16 protein-coding genes are annotated in these 25,775 nt (G+C 48.0%); 15 read left to right on the top strand and 1 reads right to left on the bottom strand.

Features of this window, described 5'->3' with window-relative positions; translation table 11 throughout:
• The first annotated feature begins 66 nt into the window (after positions 1–66).
• From FN831_RS01435 to FN831_RS01395, 9 genes are read left to right on the top strand one after another with little or no spacing between them, the layout of a single operon-like run.
• Positions 67–3,186: a DUF6298 domain-containing protein gene (locus tag FN831_RS01435; protein ID WP_246101285.1), complete on the top strand. Its 3,120-nt coding sequence runs from the start codon at positions 67–69 to the stop codon at positions 3,184–3,186.
• 4 nt (positions 3,187–3,190) lie between these two features.
• Positions 3,191–4,606 (top strand): glycoside hydrolase family 140 protein, encoded by a 1,416-nt coding sequence (locus FN831_RS01430; protein ID WP_246101284.1) that lies wholly within the window; start codon positions 3,191–3,193, stop codon positions 4,604–4,606.
• A 1-nt stretch (position 4,607) separates the two neighbouring features.
• Positions 4,608–5,543 (top strand): glycoside hydrolase family 43 protein, encoded by a 936-nt coding sequence (locus FN831_RS01425; RefSeq protein WP_142526407.1) that lies wholly within the window; start codon positions 4,608–4,610, stop codon positions 5,541–5,543.
• Positions 5,530–7,386 carry an exo-alpha-sialidase gene (locus FN831_RS01420; RefSeq protein ID WP_246101282.1) on the top strand — a complete coding sequence of 619 codons (1,857 nt, stop codon included), beginning with the start codon at positions 5,530–5,532 and terminating at the stop codon, positions 7,384–7,386. The genes FN831_RS01425 and FN831_RS01420 overlap by 14 nt, the downstream gene beginning before the upstream one ends.
• A 4-nt stretch (positions 7,387–7,390) precedes the next feature.
• The gene (locus FN831_RS01415) at positions 7,391–10,288 is read left to right on the top strand and encodes a glycoside hydrolase family 2 TIM barrel-domain containing protein (protein ID WP_246101280.1); all 2,898 of its coding nucleotides are present in this window, start codon (positions 7,391–7,393) and stop codon (positions 10,286–10,288) included.
• Positions 10,281–13,097 (top strand): glycoside hydrolase family 78 protein, encoded by a 2,817-nt coding sequence (locus tag FN831_RS01410; RefSeq protein WP_142526406.1) that lies wholly within the window; start codon positions 10,281–10,283, stop codon positions 13,095–13,097. Before FN831_RS01415 ends, FN831_RS01410 begins: the two co-directional genes overlap by 8 nt.
• A 10-nt stretch (positions 13,098–13,107) precedes the next feature.
• On the top strand, positions 13,108–14,241 hold the full coding sequence (locus FN831_RS01405; protein WP_142526405.1) for a sialidase family protein: 1,134 nt from the start codon (positions 13,108–13,110) through the stop codon (positions 14,239–14,241).
• Positions 14,238–15,644 carry a glucuronyl esterase domain-containing protein gene (locus tag FN831_RS01400; RefSeq protein WP_246101278.1) on the top strand — a complete coding sequence of 469 codons (1,407 nt, stop codon included), beginning with the start codon at positions 14,238–14,240 and terminating at the stop codon, positions 15,642–15,644. Before FN831_RS01405 ends, FN831_RS01400 begins: the two co-directional genes overlap by 4 nt.
• Positions 15,645–15,655: 11 nt before the next feature.
• Complete coding sequence (locus FN831_RS01395) at positions 15,656–16,588, top strand: sugar phosphate isomerase/epimerase family protein (RefSeq protein ID WP_142526404.1); 933 nt, start codon at positions 15,656–15,658, stop codon at positions 16,586–16,588.
• A gap of 133 nt (positions 16,589–16,721) precedes the next feature.
• On the opposite strand, the gene FN831_RS27870 is transcribed toward FN831_RS01395, so the two are convergent.
• Positions 16,722–16,865, bottom strand: a complete 144-nt coding sequence (locus FN831_RS27870; RefSeq protein WP_221931232.1) for a hypothetical protein — start codon at positions 16,863–16,865, stop codon at positions 16,722–16,724.
• A 58-nt stretch (positions 16,866–16,923) separates the two neighbouring features.
• Here FN831_RS27870 and FN831_RS01390 point away from each other — a divergent pair, with 58 nt between their 5' ends.
• The 6 genes from FN831_RS01390 to FN831_RS01365 all read left to right on the top strand — a co-directional run bounded on the left by FN831_RS01390 (position 16,924) and on the right by FN831_RS01365 (position 25,762).
• The gene (locus tag FN831_RS01390; protein ID WP_221931231.1) at positions 16,924–17,424 is read left to right on the top strand and encodes an SRPBCC domain-containing protein; all 501 of its coding nucleotides are present in this window, start codon (positions 16,924–16,926) and stop codon (positions 17,422–17,424) included.
• 20 nt (positions 17,425–17,444) lie between these two features.
• Entirely contained in the window at positions 17,445–18,239 is a 795-nt protein-coding gene (locus FN831_RS01385; protein WP_142526403.1) for an SDR family NAD(P)-dependent oxidoreductase, read from the top strand.
• 27 nt (positions 18,240–18,266) lie between these two features.
• Positions 18,267–18,857, top strand: a complete 591-nt coding sequence (locus tag FN831_RS01380) for an NADPH-dependent F420 reductase (protein ID WP_142526402.1) — start codon at positions 18,267–18,269, stop codon at positions 18,855–18,857.
• A gap of 510 nt (positions 18,858–19,367) precedes the next feature.
• Entirely contained in the window at positions 19,368–22,136 is a 2,769-nt protein-coding gene (locus tag FN831_RS01375; protein WP_142526401.1) for a family 78 glycoside hydrolase catalytic domain, read from the top strand.
• Positions 22,137–22,146: 10 nt separating this feature from the next.
• The gene (locus tag FN831_RS01370; protein ID WP_142526400.1) at positions 22,147–23,292 is read left to right on the top strand and encodes a glycoside hydrolase family protein; all 1,146 of its coding nucleotides are present in this window, start codon (positions 22,147–22,149) and stop codon (positions 23,290–23,292) included.
• Positions 23,279–25,762 (top strand): glycoside hydrolase family 2 TIM barrel-domain containing protein, encoded by a 2,484-nt coding sequence (locus FN831_RS01365; RefSeq protein ID WP_142526399.1) that lies wholly within the window; start codon positions 23,279–23,281, stop codon positions 25,760–25,762. Before FN831_RS01370 ends, FN831_RS01365 begins: the two co-directional genes overlap by 14 nt.
• Positions 25,763–25,775 lie beyond the last annotated feature (13 nt).

Here is a 25,775-nt window from a genome sequence, read left to right as displayed (position 1 = left end):
CAGTATTGCTGATTAAAACAGTTATTTTAGTATCAGTTAACCAGTATAAATTTAGAACCGAACGATTTGTTAAAATACATCTACAATTTCAGTTGTTTTATCCTGACCTTTTTTGCCCTGCTTACTGCTTCCGCGCAAAAGAAAGCAATTCCCAAAGCCCCGGTTTACCAGGACAAGGATGGCAGGCTGGTTTACACGCCAGATGCCCTTGGCAACAGGATACCGGATTTTTCATTTTGCGGGTATAAAGCCGGAGCGTCTTCTATTCCGGATGCGCAGATCAAAGTGGTAGTGCCCCTAAGAAAAGGCGATGCTACAAATGCAGTGCAGTCTGCACTGGACTATGTATCTTCCCTTGCCCCCGGAAAAGATGGCCTGCGCGGTGCGGTACTGCTGCAGAAAGGTTTATATGAAATCAGCGGAACACTGCACATCCATACCTCGGGTGTGATTTTGCGGGGATCAGGAACCGGCAGCACCGTCTTGCTGGGTACAGGTACAGGCCGCGAAACACTGATCACTATTGCGGGAAAAAATAACAAGATACAGGGCAAAGAGCAGAAAATCGATGAAGCCTATGTCGGCGTAAATGCGATGAGCTTCAAAGTGCTGAATCCCTCAGGTTTTAAAGCAGGAGATCAGGTCACGGTACGCCGCCCCTCAACTGCCGCCTGGATCAACCAGACAGGCACTGCAAATTTTGGCGGAGGGATCAGTGCCCTGGGATGGAAAGCCGGGACACGTGATGTATTCTGGGACAGGACAATCAAAGAAATTAAAGGGTCGTTGATTACACTTGATGCACCCTTAACTACTGCCTTAGACAGCAATTACGGCGGCGGATATTTGTCGGCTTACCAGTGGGAGGGCAGGATTGCGGATACAGGTATAGAAAACCTGGAACTGGCTTCTGCTTTTGACCCTGCAAACCTCAAAGACGAAGCCCATCGCTGGATGGCCATCACGATAGAAAATGTAAAAGACGCCTGGGTTAGACAGGTAAACTTTAAACACTTTGCCGGTTCTGCAGTAGAAGTGCTGGCGACAGCCAGAAGGGTTACGGTAGAGGATTGCAAGTCGCTCGACCCTGTTTCTGAGATTGGCGGACAAAGAAGAAATACATTTATCACTACCGGTCAGCAGACCTTATTCCAGCGGATCTACTCTGCCTATGGCTACCATGATTTTTCAACCGGCTTTTGCGCCGCCGGCCCTAACGCTTTTGTAGAGTGTAAAGCCTACATGCCATACAGTTTTAGCGGAGCTACAGACAGCTGGGCTTCGGGTGTATTGTTTGATATCGTGAACATCGACGGGCAGGCAGCACTGAGCTTTATGAACCGCGGACAGGATGGCATGGGTGCCGGCTGGGCTGCAGCAAACAGTGTTTTCTGGCAATGCTCTGCCTCAAAGATAGACTGCTATCAGCCGCCGGGTGCACAGAACTGGTCCTTTGGCAGCTGGGCACAGTTTGCAGGCGACGGTTACTGGGACAGCTCCAATGAACAGATCAAACCAAGAAGTTTATACTATGCACAGCTGCAGGACCGCCTGGGCAAGACCCTTGCCGTGTACCTGATGCCTACACCCACTGAAGCTTCGAGCAGCCCAACCGTAGCAGCGGCGGCACAGCTTACGCAATTGTCGGCCAGGCCGGCGCTGACATTGGAAGAATTTATAGATCAGGCTGCCTCAAGGGCAGTGATTCCCACCGAAGCAAAAGGTGTAAAATCAATAGATCAGATCGGCCTCAATAAAATTTCCGCAACAGTGTTAGCTCCAAAAATGACCGTCGTGAATGGATGGCTGGTCCGCGGTGCTGCGATAGTAAGCGGCGGCCGTCAGGATGTACAATGGTGGACAGGCAGTGCCAGGCCCTACGCACTGAGCGGGATGAAAGCACATATTACCCGTTTTGTGCCCGGGCAAACCGGCACCGGACTAACTGACGATCTGAATGCGGTAACAGACAGCATGAAAGCTGATCATGTAGTGGCCATCGACCATAATTATGCTTTATGGTATGAACGCCGCCGCGACGACCATGAGCGGATCAGAAGGATTGATGGTGATGTATGGCCGCCATTTTATGAATTGCCTTTTGCCAGGAGCGGGCAGGGCACAGCTTATGATGGGCTCAGCAAGTATGATCTAACAAAATATAACAAATGGTACTGGTCAAGGTTAAAACAGTTTGCTGATCTGGCAGATCAGAAGGGACTGTTATTGCTGCACCAGAACTATTTTCAGCACAATATCATCGAAGCCGGTGCGCATTATGCCGATTTCCCCTGGCGGTCGGCCAACAATGTGAATGACACCGGTTTTCCGGAACCTGTTCCCTACGCCGGTGATAAAAGGATCTTTATGGCCGATCAGTTTTATGATGTCAGCAACCCGCAGCGCCGCAAGATCCACGAAGCTTATATCCGCCAGTGCCTGGATAACTTTAAAGACAATTCCGGGGTAATCCAGTTTATCGGCGCAGAGTTTACCGGCCCGCTGCACTTTGTGCAGTTCTGGATCGATACGATCAGGGCCTGGGAAAAGGAAACCGGCAAAAAGGCATTGATTGCGCTGTGTACCACCAAAGATGTGCAGGATGCGATTCTTGCAGATCCGGAACGTGCTGCGGTAGTGGATATGATTGACATCCGCTACTGGCATTACCAGTCAGACGGAAAGGCCTATGCTCCTCCCGGCGGACAAAGCCTGGCGCCAAGGCAGCAGGCAAGGTTGTACAAACCTAAGAAAACATCTTTTGAGCAGGTATACAGGGCTGTTCTGGAATACCGGCAGAAATTCCCCGAAAAAGCAGTGAGTTACTCCGGAGATAATTTTGATCATTTTGGATGGGCGGCGCTGATGGCCGGAGGATCGCTCGCGGTCATTCCCAAAATTACTCATCCACAGTTCGGCGCTGATGTTGCTGCGATGGTGCCAGCCGCAGAAAGTACTGCAAATGCCCAATACGTACTGGCCGGCAAGGGCAACTCTTTCCTGATCTATCTTTTCCCGGGAAAATCATTGAAACTGGATCTTCCGGCAGGAAGTTACCGGCTCAGGACGATCAATCCTGTAAATGGACTGACCGAAAAAAAAGAACGCCGGCTCAATGGGAATAATACATTCGAATATCAAAATCAGTCGGATCTCGAACAGGTAATATGGATATCAAAGAAATAAGTTTATGATGATGAATAAGTTTTTATTGGTTGTATTTTTCGGTTTATGCTTAACCGCCTGTAAAGTTGAAAAGAAAAAAACCGGGATGCAGGCACTGCGGGTGTCAGAGAACAAAAGGTTCCTGATGACTGCAGACGGCAAGCCGTTTTTCTGGCTGGGCGATACGGGCTGGCTGTTACTGAACAAGCTCGACCGCAAAGAGGCAGATCAGTATCTGGAAGACCGCAGAAAGAAAGGATTCAATGTGATCCAGGTCATGGTGCTGCACACGATCCCGGAAAAAAATATTTATGGCAGGCTGGCCCTCAAAGGGGGGGATGTCAGTAAACCCGATACCACAAAAGGCAACCTGTATTCAGATTCTGTCCAATATGACTACTGGGACCATCTTGATTATATGGTAGATCTTGCAGAGAAAAAAGGCATCTACATGGCGCTGGTCCCTGTCTGGGGATCTCCGGTAAAGAGCGGTAAGGTAAGCCCGCAGCAGGCCGGAGCATATGCGGCATTCCTGGCAAAACGGTACCGTGGCAAAACAAATATCATCTGGATGAACGGCGGGGATATCAAGGGCAGCGATTCGATCAAAGTATGGCAAAACATCGGCCGGACACTGAGGGCTAACGACCCTAACCATCTGATCACCTTCCACCCGCGGGGCAGGTCCCAGTCCTCCTTTTGGTTTCACTCGGCCCCATGGCTGGATTTCAACATGGTGCAATCCGGCCATCAGCGCTATGAGCAGGATACCTCAAAGAAAGAAAAACTGCATTACGGAGAAGACAACTGGAAATACATCGAAGCAGATTACCTGCTGAAACCTGCCAGGCCCAGTATCGATGGAGAACCCTCTTACGAAGGTATCCCGCAGGGCTTGCACGATATCAAACAGCCCCGCTGGACAGCTGCCGATGTAAGGCGATATGGCTACTGGTCAGTCTTTGCAGGTGCTTTCGGCTATACCTACGGACAGAATTCTGTGATGCAGATGCACCGGAAAGAAGACAAGGAAAGCGCCTATGGTTCTGATGAACTGTGGACTTCTGCAATCAATGCTCCCGGTGCTTCGCAGATGGTTTACTTAAAGCAGCTCATGCTGTCGCGTTCGTTTTTTGACCGTGTACCTGATCAAAGCCTTGTTGTGCTGAATGAGAATGAAGGGGCTCCCGCTGAGAAGTATGACAAAATATTGGCCACACGGGGAAAAGATTATATCATGGCTTACACCTACACAGGAAGGGATTTTTCTTTAAACATGGGCAGCATTGCAGGTGAAAAGGTGAAAGCCTCCTGGTTTAATCCGCGTACCGGCAAAACAACCGGCTTTGGAGAAATTTTAAATAGTGGTACCGCAAAATTTAATCCTCCGGGGGATAAAAAGAACGGGAATGACTGGGTGCTGATTCTGGACCGGATTTAACATGAGAAACCTGCTGATCATACTGCTGTTCTGCTGCTGTTCCTGCACAAAAGAGGTATATCTTTTTACCTCTTTTCATGAGCCTGCAAACGAGGGCCTGAGGTTTTTATACAGCACTGACGGTTATCACTGGAAAGACCTGGGCTCCACTTTCCTCAAGCCGGAAGCGGGTGCTCAGAAAGTCATGCGCGACCCTTCCATTGCCAGAGGTCCCGACGGGGTGTACCACCTGGTGTGGACTTCCAGCTGGAAGGGCGACAAAGGATTTGGTTATGCTTTTTCTAAAGATCTTGTACACTGGTCGCCACAACAAATGATCAATGTCATGGCACATGAACCAGATGTGGTCAATGTATGGGCACCCGAGATTTTCTATGATGAACAGGGACAGCAGTTTATCATTATCTGGGCTTCCACTGTTCCCTACCGTTTTCCAAAAGGTACCGAAGAAGAAAATAATAACCACCGCATGTATTATACGCTGACAAAAGATTTTGTGAATTTTTCTGAGGCGAAGTTATTCCTTGATCCGGGTTTTAGTGTGATCGATGCAGTGATTGCCAGGCGCAGATCAGACGGCTATGTTTTGGTATTAAAAGATAACACCCGCGCAAACAGAAACCTCAAAGTAGCTTTCAGCCCTGAATTAACCGGGCCATACACCAATATTTCTGCTCCGTTCAGCGGCAAGCTTACCGAAGGGCCTTCGGTGGTCCAGGTAGGGCAGGACTGGCTGATCTATTACGATGCTTACGGAGAAAAGCGCTATGCGGCCTACCGTACGCGCGACTTTAAATCCTTTACCGATATCTCTGCCGAAATTGACATCCCGGCAGGACATAAACACGGGACGGTCTTTAAATCGTCCCGCCGCATCCTGAAAGGCTTACAGCAGCAGGCAAATCAAAAGCTCCATCCGGCAAATGAAAGACAATAAACAGATGAAAGGCAGATTAGAAACGATTGTTATACTATTGATTATCCTGTTGCAGAACAATGCTCAGGCACAGGATACTGTACGATATACAGGTACGGCACTGTCGAATGTGGACTATCACCACGGGCAGCTCAGCCCGGCAGTTGGGGTGCATAATATCCAGGCCTTTCGCGCCAGCAGGGAACATCCCGAACTGGCCGGGGGCCACAGCTGGACGTATAACCATGCGCCCATGCTGGCCTGGTGGAACAAAACATTTTACCTGGAATTCCTGAGCAACCCCGCTGGGGAGCATATCCCGCCCGGAAAAACCCTGATGATAACCTCCAAAGATGGTTACCACTGGTCGGCCCCCGAAACGGTATTCCCGGAGTACAAGGTGCCTGATGGTTTTACTAAGAAAGATTATCCCGGAGTTGCCAAAGACCTGTACGCCGTGATGCACCAGCGTATCGGCTTTTACACCACAAAAAACAAACGCCTGCTTGCGCTTGCCTACTATGGTGTAGCCCTGGATGCAAAGGATGACCCCAACGATGGGAACGGGATCGGCAGGGTAGTCCGCGAAGTATTGACAGGCGGAAAATATGGCCCGATATATTTCATCAGGAACAATGCTTCCTGGGATAAAACCAAATCGGCTTACCCTTTTTATACCAGCAGCAAAGACAAAGGTTTTGTTGCTGCCTGCAATGAACTGCTGGCGCAGCCGCTGATGATGCAGCAATGGGTGGAAGAGGCCGACCGCAATGATCCCATTATCCCCTTAAAAAGACCAATCAAGGCATTCAGCTTTTATCATCTGGCGGACGGCAGGGTAGTAGGCTTATGGAAAAATGCGCTCACATCAATCAGCAAAGATAATGGCAAAACCTGGGTGTTCAATCCGCTGCGGGCACCGGGCTTTGTCAACAGCAATGCGAAGATATGGGGGCAAAGAACATCAGACGGACGATATGCTACCGTGTACAATCCTTCAGAATTCCGCTGGCCGCTGGCGGTTTCCACCAGTGACGACGGATTAAACTACAAAGACCTGCTGCTGGTGAACGGCGAGATCACTACGATGAGGTACGGAGGGAATTTCAAATCCTACGGCCCCCAGTATGTCCGCGGGATACAGGAAGGTGACGGGGATCCCGCAGATGGAAACATGTGGGTAACGTACAGCATGAACAAAGAGGATATCTGGCTGGCAGCAATCCCGGTACCTGTAATTTCTGTAGTGAAGGAACCGGTTAATGAGGTTTTTGCAGAAATGAAAGCGGGAACGGAGCTGCGCTACTGGAATTTATTCAGCCCGCTCTGGGCTACTGCACAAATCGAAAAAGCGCCGGATGGCCGGAAAGCGCTGGTGCTGCGCGACAGGGACAGGTTTGACTATGCCAAAGCCGAACGGGTGATCCCTGCAGCAAAAAAAGTTGCTGTTGAGTTTACTGTTGTGCCTGCACAGGCTGATCATGGTGTGCTGCATATCGAGTTTACCGACAGCAGGGGGCAGGCTGCCGTAAGGCTGGTATTTGACGGGGACAGCCTGTTTAAAACCAAAGCCGGCTATCGCTATTCGGGCATCACGAAATATGAAAAGAATAAAAAATATACGGTCAGAGTTGAGTTAAATACAGCTTCACGTTCATACGATGTAACGGTAAACGGGGTCAAAAAAGGTACAAAGATCTTCTTTGCACCTGTATCAGAGATTGCCAGGGTAACCTTCAGAACTGGTGAGGTTAGGCGTTTTCCGGATGCCGATACCGAAACAGACCAGGATTTTGACCTGAAGGACGCCGGTGCATCTGATCCTGAAGCAGTTTATTCTATCGAATCATTCAAATCTTTTTAGCACGATGAACAGAACTATATTTTTCTTACCTGCAGGCAGGGGCAGTACAATGGTATGGCTGATGTTGCTGGCCTGTGCTTTCGTAACAGGACTACCGTTCAGTTATGCGCAGCAAAAAGATGGGGCGGCACAAACAGAGACCCTGTTTCTCTCGGGAAAAGGAAACGATGATACGGTAAAATGGGATTTCTTTTGTACAGCAGGGCGCAATTCCGGTAAATGGACTAAAATTGCTGTGCCATCCAACTGGGAGCTGCAGGGTTTTGGCAAGTACGATTATGGTTTTAAACCAGACAGTCTGCGTGGAAAAGAGCAGGGCTTATATAAAAAGACATTTAAAGTGCCTGCCGGCTGGAAAGGCAGAAAGATCAATCTTGTTTTCGAGGGATCCATGACGGATACTGAAGTAAAAATAAACGGCACATCTGCCGGTGCAGTTCATCAGGGCTCATTTTATGCTTTCAGATATGATATCAGCAAGCTGCTTATTGATGGTAAATCCAACCTGCTGGAAGTTACAGTTTCAAAACATTCTGCCAACCCTTCGGTCAATGCTGCAGAACGCAAAGCTGATTTCTGGTTATTCGGCGGGATCTTCAGGCCGGTCTTCCTGGAAGCCCTGCCGCTTGACCATATCGAACGGGCTGCACTGGATGCAAAATCGGATGGCACATTAAAGGGGAAAGTTACCATTGCGGGCAATGCAGACCAGCTTGTCGTTGATTTGTACAGTGCTGATGGTGCCCGCCTGGGCGGGAGTTTTAAAACTGATGTTGCCGGCCGCTCAGAAGTGCTTTTTCAAAACCAGTATGCAGCTGTTAAACAATGGACTTCAGAATCCCCTTTCCTATACACTGCGGTGATCAGCCTTTACAATAAGGGAAGGCTGCTGCATACGGTACGCCACAAAATAGGTTTCCGCAGTATCGTTGTTAAACAGCGTGACGGGTTATACGTTAATGGCGCCAAAATAAAATTCAAAGGTGTAAACCGCCACTCGTTCTGGCCTACATCGGGCAGGACAACCAGTAAAAAAATATCTGTAGCAGATGTGCTGCTGATGAAAGATATGAACATGAATGCGGTACGGATGTCGCATTATCCGCCAGATTCTCATTTTCTTGATGTCTGTGATTCACTTGGCTTATACGTTATGGATGAACTGGCGGGCTGGCATGGCCGCTATGATACTCCTACCGGCAAAAAACTGGTTCCCGAAATGATTGCCCATGATGAAAATCATCCCTCGATTATCATGTGGTCTAACGGTAATGAAGGCGGGCATAACCTGGAACTGGACACCCTATTTGTACAGCAGGACCTGCAGCACCGCCCGGTTATCCACCCCTGGATGGTGTTCGGCGGTTTTGATACGCAGCATTACCGGGAGTATAACTATGGGATCGGAAATTACGATCACGGCCACAATATCATTATGCCCACAGAATTTCTGCATGGCCTGTATGATGGCGGCCATGGTGCCGGACTGGAAGATTACTGGAATGCCATGTGGTTAAACCCACTCTCTGCCGGTGGCTTCCTTTGGGATTTTGCAGATCAGGGCGTGGTGCGTACTGACCAGAACGGAAGAATAGATACAGATGGCAACCATGCTGCCGATGGTATTGTAGGCCCCTTCCATGAAAAGGAGGGCAGTTATTATGCCATCAAGGAAATCTGGAGCCCCGTATATATCGAGCACAGGGAACTCAGCACTGATTTTGATGGTTCTTTTAACCTCGAAAACTGTTTTGCTTTCACAAACCTGAAGAACTGCAGCTTCAGCTGGAAGCTGGAAAAGCTGGTCGGCATAGCCGGGACAAGCAGTAAAACTGCAGTACTCCATGCGGATTCTGGCCTTGCAGTTGCACCGGATATCCTGCCCCTTGCAAAAGGGAAGTTACAGTTGGCGCTGCCAAAAAACTGGAATACTTATACTGTACTATATTTAAAAATCAAAGACCCTGATGGCCGGGAGATATTCACCTGGAGCTTCCCCGTAAAACGCCCGGCAGAAATTGCCCGTGTATTGGTAACTGAAAACGGAGGCTCAAAAGTAGAAATCACTGAAAGCAGCAATCGCTTTGAAGTCTCGGTAAAAGACCTTCGTATTTCGATCAGCCGCGACTCAGGCAGACTGGTACAGGTGCGCAATGCAAAAGGTGTTATCCCCCTCAGCAATGGCCCGGTATTGCAGGAAGGACTGAACAATTTTGCGAATTTCAGCTTCCGGAAGGATGCCGGGAACGTAGTGATTGCTTCGGCATTTAACAGGAAGAGTGCATACAATACCTTGCAGTGGACGATCTACCCCTCGGGCTGGGTAAAAATGGAAGTCGTTTACTTTCCCGGAGCCTACTTTACCAATTTTACGGGTGTCAACTTTTCCTTTCCTGAAAAGGAAGTGAAGGGGGTAACTTACCTTGGCAATGGGCCCTACCGCGTATGGAAGAACCGCATGAAAGGAAATCTTTTTGGTTTCTGGAATAAAGCCTATAACGATGCTGCCACCGGAGAATATCCGGCAGTGTATCCGGAGTTCAAAGGCTACCACTCCAATATGTACTGGCTGCAGGTACATACCACCGGTCAGCCTTTCACTGTTGTAACCGATCAGGAAGATATGTTCTTCAGGCTGTTTACGCCAAAGAAGTCTGACGACCAGTACGGAAACCTGCAACCTACTTTCCCTTCGGGAGATATCTCGTTTATGCAGGCAATTTCAGGTATCGGCACAAAAACCCAGAAACCCGAAACTACCGGGCCAATGGGGATGAAAAACATCTTTTATGATTATGAGAAAGAACCTGGAAGGGCTAAGCACCTGGTGTTGTATTTTGATTTCCGGGGGGAGGCCCAAACGCTGACTACAACAGGGCGAAAGGAGGCCGGACATGATTAGGATTGTATTACTCTGGATCCTGCTGCTTCATCAGGCGGCATTCGCACAGGTGCAGGTTACTGCTCCCCGTTGCGAAATGCGGGAAAATCCGCTGGGGATCGATATGCTAAAACCTTCGCTCAGCTGGAAGATCGATAGCCGGTCAAGGTCTGTAGTACAAACCAGCTATCAGGTGCTGGTGGCTTCTTCACAGGAAAAACTTGCCGCAAATACCGGCGATCTCTGGGATTCTGGAAATATCAGATCTGATGCCTCTGTCAACGTGCTGTATCAGGGTGTTCCCTTAAAAAGCAGAACAAAGTGCTACTGGAAAGTTAAAATAGGAAATAACAGAGGCGACAGCGAATGGAGCGCCCCCGCGTTCTGGAGTATGGGCCTGCTCAAAGGGGGCGACTGGAAAGGGCGCTGGATCGGGATGGATTATCCTGCAAAGGGTGATAGCGAAACGCAGTTTTCGCGCTTGTCTGCGCGTTATTTCCGTAAGGAATTCAAGACTTCCAAAATTGTGAAATCGGCGACTGCCTATATCATCGGCCTTGGTTTATATGAGTTATATGTCAATGGGAAAAAAGTGGGCGACCAGGTGCTTGCCCCGGGCCCTACAGATTATAATCAATCTGTAAAGTACAACACTTTTGATGTGACCGGTTACCTCAAACCAGGTGGGAACGCGATAGGGACGGTTCTTGGAAACGGCCGGTTCTACACGATGCGGCAGGCCTACAAACCCTATAAAATCAAGACTTTTGGTTATCCGAAAATGCTGATGAACCTCGATATAGAATATTCCGATGGCACAAAGGAGGTGATCAGCACGGATGACAGCTGGAAGATGACCGCTAATGGCCCAATCCGTACCAACAATGAATATGACGGTGAGGAATATGATGCCACTAAAGAAATGCCGGGATGGGCGGATGCAGGGTTCAATGCGCAGGGCTGGCAGAAAGCAACTTTTGTTCAGGAAGCCGTCGGGATGCCTGTGGCGCAGATGAATGAAAATATGAAAGTGATGGAAACCATTAAACCGGTTTCAATCAGGTGGCTTAAGCCGGGAGTATATATCATGGATATGGGGCAGAACATGGCTGGCTGGGTCAGGATGTCTGTGATAGGTAAACGCGGGCAGGCCGTTAAGCTTCGCTTTGGAGAAACGCTCCAGCTAGGAAACCTAGCATCAGGATCTGCAGTAGTACTTGCCACATCCGGCAAATCAAAATCCCAATCTGCTGTTACCTCAAATCAAGTGGTCACTGAACTTTTTGTGCGCAATCTGAGGGATGCAAAATCGACAGATATATACATCTTAAAGGGCACAGGAAGAGAATCATGGGAACCTTCTTTCGTTTACCACGGCTTTCGCTATGTAGAAATTACAGGGTATCCCGGCAAGCCTCAGCTCAGCGATTTCGAAGGAAGAGTAGTATATGACGAGATGCAAACCAGCGGTGAGTTCAGTTCTTCAAATGAAACATTAAACAGCATCTACAAAAATGCCTACTGGGCCATCAGAAGTAATTACAAAGGCATGCCTGTTGATTGTCCGCAGCGCAATGAGCGCCAGCCTTGGCTGGGCGACCGTACTACCGGTGCCTATGGCGAAAGCTTTTTGTTCGACAACGGCAGGCTGTATACCAAATGGCTGGACGATATCCAGCAGTCGCAAAGACAGGACGGCAGCATTCCGGATGTGGCGCCTGCCTTCTGGAGATATTACAGCGATAACGTAACCTGGCCTGCTACCTATCTCACCGTTGCAGATATGATCTATCAGCAATATGGCGATCTGCGCCCGATCGTAAAACATTATCCTTCCATGAAGAAATGGATGGATTACATGCAGGAAAACTATATGACTGCTGACCTGATCACAAAAGACAAATATGGCGACTGGTGCGTACCGCCGGAATCCAAAGAGCTGATTTTTTCCAAAGATCCGCTGCGAAAAACGGATGGGGTATTGCTGGCCACAGCCACATACTATAAACTGCTGATGCTGATGCGCCAATTTGCCCTGCTGCAGCATCTGCAGGGAGATGCCGCGGTGTTTGAAAGCCTGGCCGGCAGAATAAAAACTGCTTTCAATCAAAAGTTCCTGAACGCAGATTCAAAGCAGTACAGCAATAACAGCGTTACCGCCAATTTACTGCCCCTCAGTTTCGGACTGGTACCTGATCAGGATAGGGAGCGGGTTTTTCAAAACATGACCGGCAAGATTGAGAAAGAAAACAACAGCCATATCAGTACCGGTGTGATTGGTACGCAGTGGCTGATGAGGGGGCTTTCGGCCAATGGGCGTCCCGATCTGGCCTACCGTCTGGCCACCAATCGAACCTATCCTTCATGGGGGTATATGGCAGAAAATGGTGCTACTACGATCTGGGAGCTCTGGAACGGCAATACAGCCGATCCGGGGATGAACTCTCAAAACCATGTGATGCTGCTGGGCGACCTGATGATCTGGTACTACGAGAACCTGGCGGGTATCAAAGCTGCGGCGCCGGGCTTTAAGGAACTGCTGATGAAGCCCGATTTTGTGGAAGGCTTATCCCATGTGGATGCCAGCTATCAGTCGGCCTATGGTACAGTAAAAAGTAACTGGACAAAAAAAGGGGCTCATTTTGAATGGCATATTACCCTGCCTGCCAATACTTCTGCCAGGGTTTATATTCCTGTTCAGGATATCGGCAGGCTTAGTGAAAGTGGTAACAAAATAAAGGAAGCCAGCGGCCTGCGGTTCATTAAAATGGAGGGCCAGCGGGCTGTGCTGGAGATTGGTTCTGGCGAATATAATTTTATGGTCAATTAAAACCGGAAATATGATAAAAATTGTTGGTGTGTTTGTGTTGTTCCTCTGCGCTTTTAATAGCAGTGCGCAGTTGAAAAAATGGCAGGAAGGTGTGTTGAAAGAGGAATTTATCTATGATAAAGCCAGTTTTCCTTCCTGTCATTCTGCTACCATCGCCGAAACACCGGCCGGTCTGGTGGTCTCGTTTTTTGGAGGCACCAAAGAGCGTAATCCTGATGTGGAGATTTATGTGAGCAGGCAGGTTGGAGGGCAGTGGTCTGCGCCATACAGTGTAGCCAATGGCATTCAGCCAGATGGTACGAGGCTCCCAACCTGGAACCCCGTGCTTTTTCAGATCCCGGGTGGTGATCTGATTTTGTTTTATAAAATTGGTCCCAAACCTGCGGAGTGGTGGGGCATGGCGCGCAGATCTTCAGATGATGGAAAAACATGGTCAGAGGCCATTCGTTTACCCGAGGGGTATATTGGCCCGGTAAAGAATAAACCAGTCTTGCTGAGCAACGGGAATTTTATCTGTCCTTCCAGTACCGAAGGTGAGGGGGGATGGAAGCTGCATTTCGAAATTACAGGCGATCAGGGCAAAACATGGAGGAAAGTTTTTCTTCCGGATGCAGGGAAAGAGATTGGGGCTATTCAGCCCAGCATTCTGGATCACGGCGATGGGAATCTGCAGCTGATTGCCAGGAGCAGGAACAGGGCATTGATCACTTCATATTCTGCAGATTATGGCGAAAGCTGGTCGCCCTTAACCAAAATGCCGCTTCCCAACAACAATTCCGGCACGGATGCCATGACCATGAAGGATGGCAGGGACATTTTGGTGTATAACCATGTGCTGCCCCCGGGCACTCTGGCAAAAGGAGCAAGGACACCATTAAACGTGGCTGTTTCAAAAGACGGAAAAATCTGGGATGCCGCGCTGATCCTCGAAGACTCGCCCATCAGCCAGTACTCCTATCCCTCGGTAATCCAGACAGCCGATGGATTGCTTCATTTTGTATTTACCTGGCGCAGGGAAAAGATCAGGCATGTGGTGGTTGATCCCAAACGTTTAAAGCTGAAAAGAATTGAGAACGGAGAATGGCCTGCATTAAAAGGATATACTGCGCCGGTAATTAAAGAAGGTAAATCTGAAGAGCCATGAGAAAAGTAGTACGATTGCTCCATATGATGCCCATGCTGTTTGCAATTTGGCTATTGAATCCTGCGGCTGTTTTTGCGCAGAATTCTGACACCGAATACGCAGAGCCTTTAGCCAGTGTGCTTCATCAGATCGAAGACCGTTTCAAAGTGAAGATCAAATTTACTGAAGAGCAGGTAAAAGGCCGTTATGTAAAATATGCCTCCTGGAGGTTCAGGGAAACACTCGCAGAAACGTTTACGAGTGTGCTTACGCCGCTGGACCTGAAAGTGAACCAGGAAAAGGAATCGGTCTACAAGCTTAAACCATATGAATATTTCCGATGGAATGTGGCTGATGGATGGGCAAAGCTGGACAGGCTTGCATCGGCTGTGCCGGATAAAGCTTCCTGGGAAGATCGTTGTAAGTTATTGCGGCCGCAGTTATTCGCTGCATTGCAGTTATCGCCCCTGCCGCCTAAGCCCAAATCCAAACCGATCATCAGCAATCATCGGGTGATGGACGGATATACCATAGAAAATATTGCACTGGAAATTATGCCGGGTCTTTATATCAATGGATCTTTATATCGCCCGCAAAAAATCAAAGGGAAAATACCGGTAATCCTAAGTCCGGATGGGCACTGGGAGCAGCAGCGCTACCGTGCCGACTGCCAGATCCGCTGTGCGATGATCGCCAGAATGGGCGGCATGGCTTTTAGCTACGATCTTTTTGCCTGGGGAGAATCGCTGTTACAGTTTAAAGAGGAGGATCACCGGAAGAGCCTGGCGCAAACGGTACAGGCGCTGGGTGCCATCAGGATCCTGGATTATCTGGAAGCCCTGCCCGAAACTGATCCTGCGCGGGTTGGTATCAGCGGAGGATCAGGCGGCGGAAGCCATACTGTACTGATGACTGCGCTGGATGACCGTATCCGGCTGACGGCGCCAGTGGTATCGCTTTCTTCGTATTTTTACGGTGGCTGCCCCTGTGAAAGCGGTATGCCTGTTTATTCATGCGGTAGGGGAACCAACCCTGTAGAACTGGCAGCAATGGCAGCTCCGAGGCCACAACTGGTAGTTTCTGATGGAAAGGACTGGACGGCACAGTTCCCGGAGCATGATTTTGCTTACCTGAAAAAAATCTATGGATATTACGGGGCAGCAGCTAAGGTTCAGAATGTACATTTGCCCGCTGAGGGGCATGATTTTGGGTTCTCTAAACGCAAAGCATTGTACGATTTTCTGGTACAGCAGTTTGCGCTGAATGGGGCAAAGGTAAAAGACGTAAAAGGAAACTATGATGAATCTCCGGTCAAAGTAGAAGAAGCTTCCCAATTATATGTCTTTGGAGAACACGGAGAGCATCTGCCCGCCAATGCGATCAAAGGGTTTGATGAGCTCGAAAAGGTATTTACAGTAAAATAAATGATTTCTTTATGGATGTTTTAAACAGACGCAGGTTTATCAGAAATTCAGCTTTGCTGACAGGCTCTTTGTTGATTTCTGACCTGTTTGCACCTGCAAAAGGGGATGTGCTGCCATACGGCAATGAATTGCTGCATGGTCATCAGCAGCGCTATAAAATTGCAGTGGTAGACCTGATGATCCTGAAAAGACAAAAACTGTCTGCAATAGCCCTTACTCAAGAAATAGGGGCTGATGGGCTTGAACTGGATATGGGCGGACTGGGCAACCGGGACACGTTTGATAATAAACTGGCAGATCCTGCGGTCAGGACAGGCTTTCTGGACAAAGCGAGGGAGCTGAACATTGAGCTCTGCTCGCTGGCCATGACGGGTTTTTATGCGCAGTCTTTTGCTACCCGCCCTACATATCAGCAGATGGTAGGAGATTGTATTGCTACAATGAAAGCGATGAATGTTAAAGTTGCATTTCTGCCTTTAGGAGTAAACGGAGACCTCGTGAAAAACCCGGAGCTGCGGCCGGCCATTGTTGAGCGGTTGAAGGTTGTGGGCGATATGGCAAGGAAAGCCGGAGTGGTGATCGGTATTGAAACCGCTTTGCCTGCTGCGGAAGAATTGAAGCTGCTGAATGAGGTTGGTTCGAGATCGGTTCAGATCTATTTTAACTTTTCCAATCCGCTAAAACAGGGGAGGGATTTGATTGCTGAACTGCGCATATTGGGCAGGCGGAATATCTGCCAGATCCACTGTACGGATGAAGATGGCGTATGGCTGCAGGATAATACAAGGCTGGATCTGCATAAGGTTAAATCAGCGCTTGACGAGATGCGCTGGAAGGGCTGGCTGGTGATTGAGCGGTCCAGGGATGCAAAAAATCCAAAGAGCGTACAGGAGAATTTTGGCGCAAATACGCGGTATTTGAAGTCGGTATTCCAGGTGTCATAAAGCGCTAAGCTAATTTACCTGTTCTGAGTCCTTCGTGATAAATGTCACGGGTATATTCTTTCAAATGTCCTTGACCTCATATGATCGCTTCATTTTTGGGCGTTTCCCGCGAAACGTTAAGCAGGATCAGAAATCAGTTTACAAAAGCGCACAATCCCGGCACTTCTGATCGCGTGTAGTCAAACGCTGAAAGAAATACTTCTGTACCAATACATCCTATCGTCGCCATGCTGAACATCTGGTGACTGTGATATTTATCACGTATAAATTCGTTCAAATGTCCTCGTTGTTTGGAGGGGCTTGCCGGAACTTTGATAAAAATTACGGAACAACATATGATGTATCATAAAACAAATTGGCCTGCAGATCAGGATCCAAAAATATCAGCAATCTACGCATTAAATGATATCGATATTAAAGCACCGGCAGAAGTAGTCTGGAAACTGTTGGTTGATGCAGAAAACTGGAAGAGCTATTTTCCGTCTGAAGACCAGGTGAAAATTTTGAGTGGTGGCTCTGAATTGGCCATGGGCACTAAATGGAGCCGTGTGACTGTTGGATTCCCGATGAGCCTTAGGGTTACGGAGTTTGAACCCTATCACAGGCTGGCCTGGAAAACTACCGTTGACGGCGACCAAACCGGTTCAACTGCTTATCATGGCTGGGTGATTACACCAACCGCGGAAGGCGTGCATGTTCTCACAGAAGAAACACAACAGGGGGAATGGTTCCTGGATATCCTTGGCCACAAGCATCCCGGAGGCCTTTATTCTTACCATCAGGATTGGGTAGAACGCCTGAAAGTTGCCGCCGAAGCCATTGCAAACAAATTATAAACAGTATTAACAACAAGATCATGGATCTGCAATTAAAAGAAAAAACCGCCCTGGTTACTGGTTCCACCAGCGGGATCGGCTTCGCCATCGCCAGGTCGCTGGCAGCGGAAGGGGCAATAGTTATCGTTAACGGGCGTACTCCTGAACGTGTGAACGCAGCAGTAGCAAAAATCAAATCGGAAACTGGAAACCAAAACATTTATGGAGCGGTAGCAAACCTGGAACAACCTGATCAGGTAAACGCCCTCATTCAACAATATCCGGTGGTCGATATCCTGGTCAATAACGCAGGGATTGCCCAGCCAAAAGCATTCAGAGATATTCAGGATCAGGAATGGCTGGATATATATCAGGTGAATGTGATGAGCGGGGTGCGTCTTTCGCGTGCTTATATTGACCAGATGCTGAAAGCAAACTGGGGCCGCATCATCTTTATTTCCAGTGAATCGGGTGTGCAGATACCTGCTGAAATGATCCAGTACGGGGTCTCCAAAACTGCTCAGATCGGACTATCCCGCGGCCTGGCCGAAATGACCGTAGGTTCTGCAGTTACCGTGAATACGGTTTTGCCGGGGCCGACTTCCACGGAGGCGATTACCAATTTTATGAAAGCAACGGCTGAACAACAAGGCATCAGCGATGCGGAAATGCAGGACGTATTTTTCAGCAGCATGCGCGGCACTTCATTGCTCAAGCGCTTCATCAGGCCTGAAGAAATCGCCAGTCTGGTCACTTATGTAGCCAGTCCGCTTTCAGCTGCCACCAACGGAGCTGCGCTGCGCGCCGACGGCGGAGTAATTAAATCCGCTTTTTAAACAAATTACAAAAAAATTAAGGACAACATGAAGACAATCGGAATTATTGGTGCAGGCCATATCGCACAGGCAGTTGCGGGGCATCTGCTAAAAAATAACATACCTGTTCTGATCAGTAACAGCAGGGGCATAGAGAGCCTTGAGCCTGTTATTTCAAAATTAGGTAAGGGTGCAAAAGCGGCAACAACTGAACAGGCAGCTGCGGCTGAAATTGTAATACTTGCCCTGCCCTGGTGGGAGGTTAAAAACCTTAGCGGGTTAACTGAATGGAAAGGTAAAATCGTAATCGATATTACCAATGAATTCCTGCCAGGAGGCAAGATCGCTGATCTGGGAGAAAAAACTGCTTCGGGCATCGTCCTGGAACAGCTGGCAGGTGCGCGCCTCATCAAAGCATTTAATACGCTTTACGCTACAATACTCGTTGCAGATCCCTTAATTGGACAGGGAAGACGCATAGTGTTTGTTGCTGGTGATGACGAAGGTGCCAAAGCAGAAATCGTTGAACTGATTGGAAGGCTTGGTTTTGCCCCGGTAGATCTTGGTACACTGGCTGCGGGCAGCAGGCTTATCGAAGCTAAAGGTGTATTTTCAGGAACAAATCTGCTGAAACTTTAAAATCTGGGCAATAGGGCTGTGCTAGAGAATGGCACAGCCTTTAAAGCTCAGTACCTTATATTTTAACAAATTGATATGACTTAAATTTCTGGAGTTATTTCAGATCTTTGTATACTTATATCAATCTAGCACTACCTATGACAGGTAGGGTACAAATTAATCCTTCCTTTAGTTCTGGTAGTATTCTTATCCAGTATTAACAGGCTGTTAACAGGGTATTGACAGGCTGTTGACAGGCTCAAATTGTGGGTTTGAGCCCGTCAACCACCTTCCAGTAAGGCGTTAACAGCTGGTCAATAGTTTTCTAAATACAGACAAAAACTATATGAGGTATGTATTCGTTACCTCCCGATACCGCACAGCATATGCACACATATGGTAATCAAATGGGTTGATATTAAAGTTCAGCCTTGCTAAATTATCATAAAACTTAGATAATATCCTAGATGAAACATACCTCCATTTCCTGTACCTATGTTTCATCCATAAACCAAATATCTTTCGCTGCCGATGAGGTTGTTTGCCCTGTTTCTTTTGTTCTTTGCAACTATTGTCCGTGCTGATGCACAATCACCACGGCCAGTCAATCCCAGATGCGAACAGCAGGTAAATCCGATGGGCATAGATGCCAGTTCTCCCCGGCTAAGCTGGGAGATAGAATCTAAACAACGGAATACGCTGCAAAAGGCTTATCGCATCCTGGTCTCAGATGATCCGAAGCTGTTAAAAAGCAATACCGGCAATATCTGGGATTCAAAAAAAGTAAACTCATCAGCCTCTATACAAGTTAGCTACAAAGGTAAACCTTTAACCGCTGCAAAAACATATTACTGGAAAATCATGCTTTGGGACAACCATGGAAAATCATCTGCATGGAGTGACACACAACAATGGCAGATGGGCTTGCTCACAAAAGCGGACTGGAAAAATGCCATTTGGATTGCACATGAAGTGATGCCTGATTCTACAAGGATACTTCCTTCAGCTATAGGCAAGCGCGATAAAACGGGAGGCACGATCAATGATGTGCTCCCCCTGATCAGGAAAGAAATCAGCATCAGCAAAAAAATAAAAAATGCAACCATATTCATCTCCGGGCTCGGCCATTTTGACTTAAGCATCAACGGGAAAAAGATTGGTGATCATTTTCTTGATCCGGGCTGGACAAACTATGAAAAGCAGGCTTTATATGTGCCCTTCGATGTTACGGAATCCTTAAAAAACGGCAAAAATGCGATTGGCGTAATGCTGGGAAATGGGTTTTACTATATCCCTAAACAGAAAAAAAGATACAGGAAACTACTTGTACAATATGGATTCCCAAAAATGATCTGCCGCTTGCTGATCAATTACACCGATGGCAGCTCAGAAAACATCGTCAGTGACCGCAGCTGGAAATCCGCTGCAGGCCCCATTATCTTTTCAAGTATTTATGGTGGTGAAGATTATGACGCCGCTAAAGAACAAAAAGACTGGGACCAGCCAGCATTTGATGATACCCAATGGCAGAACGCAGTGATCACGACCGGCCCGCCATTGTTAAACTCCCAGAAAGCGGCCTCCGTGAAAATATTTGAAAACTTTAAACCCCAGCAGATTACTCAAATCAGCTCTGCAGGATGGTCATATGATCTCGGGCAAAATGCTTCAGGAATAGTGAGGATCTCTGTTAAAGGAAAAAAAGGAGATACCATAAGGATCACGCCTGCAGAACTGATCAATCCTGATCATACAGCGAATCAGAAAGCTTCCGGAAAACCTTATTACTTCACCTACATCCTCAAAGGGGAGGGTGTAGAAACCTGGCAGCCCCGGTTCAGTTATTATGGTTTCAGGTACCTGCAAATTGATGGCGCAGTTCCGGTTACAGAAAACAGCGCAACAGATCAGCTGCCCGTAATCACTGAAGTAACCGGACTGCAGGTAAGGAATGCCGCAGAACAGGCCGGGACATTTAACAGTTCAAGCAACCTGTTCAACAAAACCGCAAAACTGATCGACTGGGGCGTAAAAAGCAATATGATGAGCGTGTTTACCGACTGCCCGCACAGGGAGAAACTGGGCTGGCTGGAGCAGTTGCATCTAATGGGAAGCTCCCTCCGCTATACCTGGCAGGTAGAAAACTTGTTGAACAAATCCATAGAAGACATGCGCTTATCACAAACAGGTACAGGGCTGGTACCAGAAATCTCTCCCGAATATACCGTCTTTACCTGGGGAGGAGATATGTTCCGCGATTCGCCGGAATGGGGCAGCAGCAGTATTATCCTGCCCTGGTATATGTATCAGTGGTACGGTGATCGACAGGGTTTGGTCACCGCCTATCCCATGATGAAGAAATATGCCGCATACCTCAAAACCAAGGCTAAAGACAATATCCTGAGCCAGGGTTTGGGCGACTGGTATGACCTTGGGCCGCAGCCACCCGGGGTTTCACAGCTAACCACAATGGGCGTAACCGCAACGGCAATCTATTATTATGACCTGGATATCCTGCAGCAAACAGCCCTGACGCTTGGCAAAAAAGCCGATGCAGAAGTTTATAAAAAGCTTGCTGCTGAAGTGAAGCATGCTTTTAACCGTAAATTTTTCGATAGCACAACAAACAATTACGCCACAGGCAGCCAGACAGCCAATGCGATGGCAATCTATATGAAACTGGTTCCGCCCGCGCGTAAAGCAGCAGTTCTGGATAACATCGTCGCTGACATCAGAAAACATAAAAACAGCCTGACCTCAGGCGATATAGGGTACCGCTATCTGCTGCGGGTGCTGGAACAGGAAGGTCGTTCTGATGTGATTTACGAAATGAACAGTAACCCTGATGTCCCCGGCTACGGGTACCAACTGGCACAGGGAGCAACTGCACTGACAGAATCCTGGCAGGCACTGCCCTCAGCATCCAACAACCATCTGATGCTGGGGCATTTAATGGAGTGGTTTTACAGCGGGCTGGGCGGGATCAGGCAGGAGGAAAACTCCCTTGCCTTTAAACAGATCAAAATCCATCCGGAGATGGTTGAGGGTGTGACCCATGCAGAAACAAGTTACCTGTCGCCCTACGGCCGTATCGGTACCAGCTGGAAAAAGGAAGCCACAGCTTTAACACTTACCGTGGAGATCCCTGCAAATACTACTGCTTCGGTTTATATTCCTGTAAGCAAAGGCCGGCAGATCAGAGAAGGAGGAAAAGCCCTCTCTCCGGCCCCCCTTAAAAACGGGAAGGACTTTGCAGTAGTAAAAACCGGATCAGGAACATATCATTTTACCGTACAATAAACATCAGCCCATGCCAAATTGTAAAGCCATACCCTTATTGATCCTTGCCTCATTTTTTTGCCTGGCTGTAAGCGCACAGTCGCCTGCTGCAGTTGAAACCGGGCTGAGCCAGGAAAAAATGCAGCAACTGTACGAAGAAATAAAAACCCCGTACAAATACGGGCTTGCAGTGGTTCCGTTATCCAATGATAAAAAACTGGATTGCCCAAGCGTGTTTCGCAAAGGGAATAAATGGTATATGACTTACATCATCTTTGACGGCAGGGGATACGAGACATGGCTGGCAGAAAGTGATAGCCTGCTGAACTGGAATACAAAAGGAAAACTGCTGTCCTTCTCTGCAGACAGTACACACTGGGATGCCAGCCAGAAAGCCGGTTATATCGCCCTGCAGGATTCTGAATGGGGCGGGAGCTACACCTGGAAAAAATACAAGGGCAGATACTGGATGTCGTATTTCGGTGGAAATACCAGAGGGTATGAAGCAGGAGACTTGTCAATCGGAATCGCACACACCAATACAGATCCTTCGGTTCCACATGAATGGAACAGGCAGGACAAACCTGTGCTTACGGCCAAAGATAAAGATGTGCGGTGGTGGGAAAACAGGAAAATATTTAAAAGTACAGTGATACGTGATCCGAAGAAATTAACAGGACATGAATTTGTGATGTATTACAATGCCAATGGAGATTCTGCGAAAAATAATATCAAAACCCGCTGGTATGAAAGAATAGGGATGGCCGTATCAGATGATATGCTCAGCTGGAAAAGATTTAAAAAGGAACCTGTAATGCATCATCCCGCAGGGATTACCGGCGATGCTGTGATTCAAAAAATGGATGATATATACGTCATGTTTTATTTTGGGGCATTCTGGACAGACCGCAAGGGAGGTTTCAACAGGTTTGCTGCTTCCAGAGACCTGGTAAACTGGACAGACTGGGACGGGGCAAACCTGATTGAATCCTCTCAGCCTTATGATGAGGTGTTTGCGCATAAATCATTTGTAGTGAAGTACAATGGTGTGGTTTATCATTATTACTGCGCTGTGAACAAAGCGGGGCAGCGCGGAATTGCGGTAGCAACATCAAAAGATTTGGGTAAAAGCACACTGAATTTTGTTGCTGCAGAAAGGAAAAATGATGAGGATTAAACTGATCTGGTTTTTGATTTTTACGGTGGGTTGGGCTGCAGGAATTGCTGCACAGGCTTTAGACAAAAAACAGTTCGCGCAAGGAAAGAAAGGGCTTAATTACTCTAAAAGGCTGGAACTGGATTTTAACAGGGACTGGAAATTCTTTTCAGGAGATATCAAAGGTGCTGATGCACCTGAATTTGACGACAGGAAATGGAGAAAATTAGCCTTGCCGCATGACTGGAGCATTGAGGGAAACTTCAGTGCCGCACATCCTGCGGGAAACGACGGAGGTGCCCTGCCGGGAGGAATCGGCTGGTACCGCAAGACTTTCCATCTGGCCAAGGACTTAAAAAACCGTCGTATCTATATTGATTTTGGAGGTATTTACAGAAACAGTGAGGTCTGGATCAACGGCCATCTTTTGGGTATTAGACCAAATGGATATATCTCTTTCCGGTACGATCTTACGCCTTTTGTACATTTTGGGCAGCGGGAAAATTTGATTACCGTAAAAGCTGATAACGCTAAACAGCCCAATTCCAGATGGTACTCAGGCTCCGGGATTTACCGCAATGTAAGACTGGTGACTACAGCTGATATCGCCGTGGATCATTGGGGGACCTCCGTGAGCACACCAGCTGTAACTGCCGGGCAGGCAACCATCAGGCAGTTAACGGTATTGAGAAATACAAGCGGAAAACAAGCAGGGGCCAGTGCAAAACCTGTGCAGGCAGAGATTGAGCTGACATTGCTGGACGGAGCCGGGAAAAGGGTAACCACCGTAAAAAAACAGCAGGTATTAAAAGATTCATTGACAGAGGCAGACCAGAGTTTTACTATTGATCAACCCAGGTTATGGTCGCCCGCGGATCCATATTTGTACACATTGGTTACGCGGATTTCAGCAGGCAGAGAACTCCTGGATGAGTACCGTACCACCCTTGGTATCAGGTACTTCTCATTTGATAGTAAAAAGGGTTTCTCGCTGAACGGGCAGTCCATGAAAATCCTGGGCGTGTGTATGCATCATGATCTGGGTGCCCTCGGAGCAGCTGTAAACCGCCGGGCGATGCAGCGGCAACTGGAAATCCTGAAGGAAATGGGATGCAATGCCATACGTTTTTCACACAATCCTCCGGCTGCAGAATTACTGAACCTCTGTGACCAAATGGGCTTTCTGGTGATGGACGAGGCGTTTGACATGTGGAAAAAGAAGAAGAACAAATATGATTATTCCCTGGATTTTGAAAAATGGCACAAGCGCGACCTGCAGGATATGATCAAAAGAGACAGGAACCATCCTTCGGTAATCCTATGGAGTATTGGTAACGAGATCAGGGAGCAGTTTGATACCACAGGAACCCGCATTACCAGGGAACTTGCAGGAATAGTAAAAGCACTTGATGCGACCCGTCCTGTGATCTCTGCACTGACAGAAACCGACAGCAGCAGGAATTACATCGCGAAAGCAAAAGCCCTGAATGTACTGGGCTTCAATTATAAGTTTGAAGATTATGACAAGCTGCCGCTGAACTTTCCGGGACAAAAGTTTATTGCTTCTGAAACAACTTCTGCCTTGGAAACAAGGGGTGTATATCAGTCTTCGGATACGCTGCGGTTCTGGCCGGCAAGTGGCAAACAAAAGTATGTGGTCAATGGAAATGCCGACTGGACAGCTTCTGCCTATGATAATACCGCTGCCTACTGGGGCACCAGTCATGAACGGGCCTGGAAAGAAGTGAAGAAACGGGATTTTATGTCGGGATTGTTTGTGTGGACAGGCTTTGACTATCTCGGAGAACCGGTTCCCTATCCATATCCTGCACGGAGTTCTTATTTTGGGATTGTAGACCTGGCAGGTTTCCCGAAAGACGTGTACTACATGTACCAGAGCGAATGGACGGACAAACCTGTGCTCCATGTATTCCCGCACTGGAACTGGAAGCCGGGCAGCACCGTGGATGTATGGGCATATTACAGCCAGGCCGATGAAGTAGAGCTTTTTCTAAATGGCAGGTCCTTAGGTACCAGAAAAAAGGAAAACGACCTGCATGTCTCATGGAAAGTGAATTTTGAACCGGGCGTGCTGAAAGCAGTTTCCAGAAAAAACGGAAAAGAGGTGCTTTCTTCGGAGGTACATACAGCAGGCGAAGCGTCCAGGATTGTTTTGGAGGCCGACAGGTCCCAGCTCATAGCCGATGGAGATGACCTTTCATACCTGACGGTGAAGGTAACTGATCAACAGGGAAATGTGGTTCCTGATGCCGCACAGCTGATCTCCTTCTCCGTAGAAGGCAATGGAACACTTGCAGGTGTGGACAACGGTTATCAGGCGAATATTTCTTCATTTAAAGCGCCACAGATAAAAGCTTTTAAAGGAAGATGTATGGTCATCATCAGGTCTGGCGAAGAGCCGGGATATATTTATATAAAAGCGAAGGCTCAGGACCTGGGAGAAACGGTTTTTAGGCTCAGCAGTCGTTAATATACCATGATCA

The organism is Pedobacter westerhofensis, from assembly GCF_900182595.1.
In the GTDB taxonomy this organism is placed as follows: Bacteria; Bacteroidota; Bacteroidia; order Sphingobacteriales; family Sphingobacteriaceae; genus Pedobacter; species Pedobacter westerhofensis.
Note: the sequence above shows the minus strand (reverse complement) of the source record. Positions and strands in the feature narration are given on the sequence as shown.

Bases quoted from the DNA above. Each gene is read 5' to 3' on its own strand.
- FN831_RS01430 (WP_246101284.1), top strand. From the start codon at position 3,191: ATGATGATGAATAAGTTTTTATTGGTTGTATTTTTCGGTTTATGCTTA.
- FN831_RS01425 (WP_142526407.1), top strand. From the start codon at position 4,608: ATGAGAAACCTGCTGATCATACTGCTGTTCTGCTGCTGTTCCTGCACA.
- FN831_RS01420 (WP_246101282.1), top strand. From the start codon at position 5,530: ATGAAAGACAATAAACAGATGAAAGGCAGATTAGAAACGATTGTTATA.
- FN831_RS01415 (WP_246101280.1), top strand. From the start codon at position 7,391: ATGAACAGAACTATATTTTTCTTACCTGCAGGCAGGGGCAGTACAATG.
- FN831_RS01410 (WP_142526406.1), top strand. From the start codon at position 10,281: ATGATTAGGATTGTATTACTCTGGATCCTGCTGCTTCATCAGGCGGCA.
- FN831_RS01405 (WP_142526405.1), top strand. From the start codon at position 13,108: ATGATAAAAATTGTTGGTGTGTTTGTGTTGTTCCTCTGCGCTTTTAAT.
- FN831_RS01400 (WP_246101278.1), top strand. From the start codon at position 14,238: ATGAGAAAAGTAGTACGATTGCTCCATATGATGCCCATGCTGTTTGCA.
- FN831_RS01395 (WP_142526404.1), top strand. From the start codon at position 15,656: ATGGATGTTTTAAACAGACGCAGGTTTATCAGAAATTCAGCTTTGCTG.
- FN831_RS01390 (WP_221931231.1), top strand. From the start codon at position 16,924: ATGATGTATCATAAAACAAATTGGCCTGCAGATCAGGATCCAAAAATA.
- FN831_RS01385 (WP_142526403.1), top strand. From the start codon at position 17,445: ATGGATCTGCAATTAAAAGAAAAAACCGCCCTGGTTACTGGTTCCACC.
- FN831_RS01380 (WP_142526402.1), top strand. From the start codon at position 18,267: ATGAAGACAATCGGAATTATTGGTGCAGGCCATATCGCACAGGCAGTT.
- FN831_RS01375 (WP_142526401.1), top strand. From the start codon at position 19,368: ATGAGGTTGTTTGCCCTGTTTCTTTTGTTCTTTGCAACTATTGTCCGT.
- FN831_RS01370 (WP_142526400.1), top strand. From the start codon at position 22,147: ATGCCAAATTGTAAAGCCATACCCTTATTGATCCTTGCCTCATTTTTT.
- FN831_RS01365 (WP_142526399.1), top strand. From the start codon at position 23,279: ATGATGAGGATTAAACTGATCTGGTTTTTGATTTTTACGGTGGGTTGG.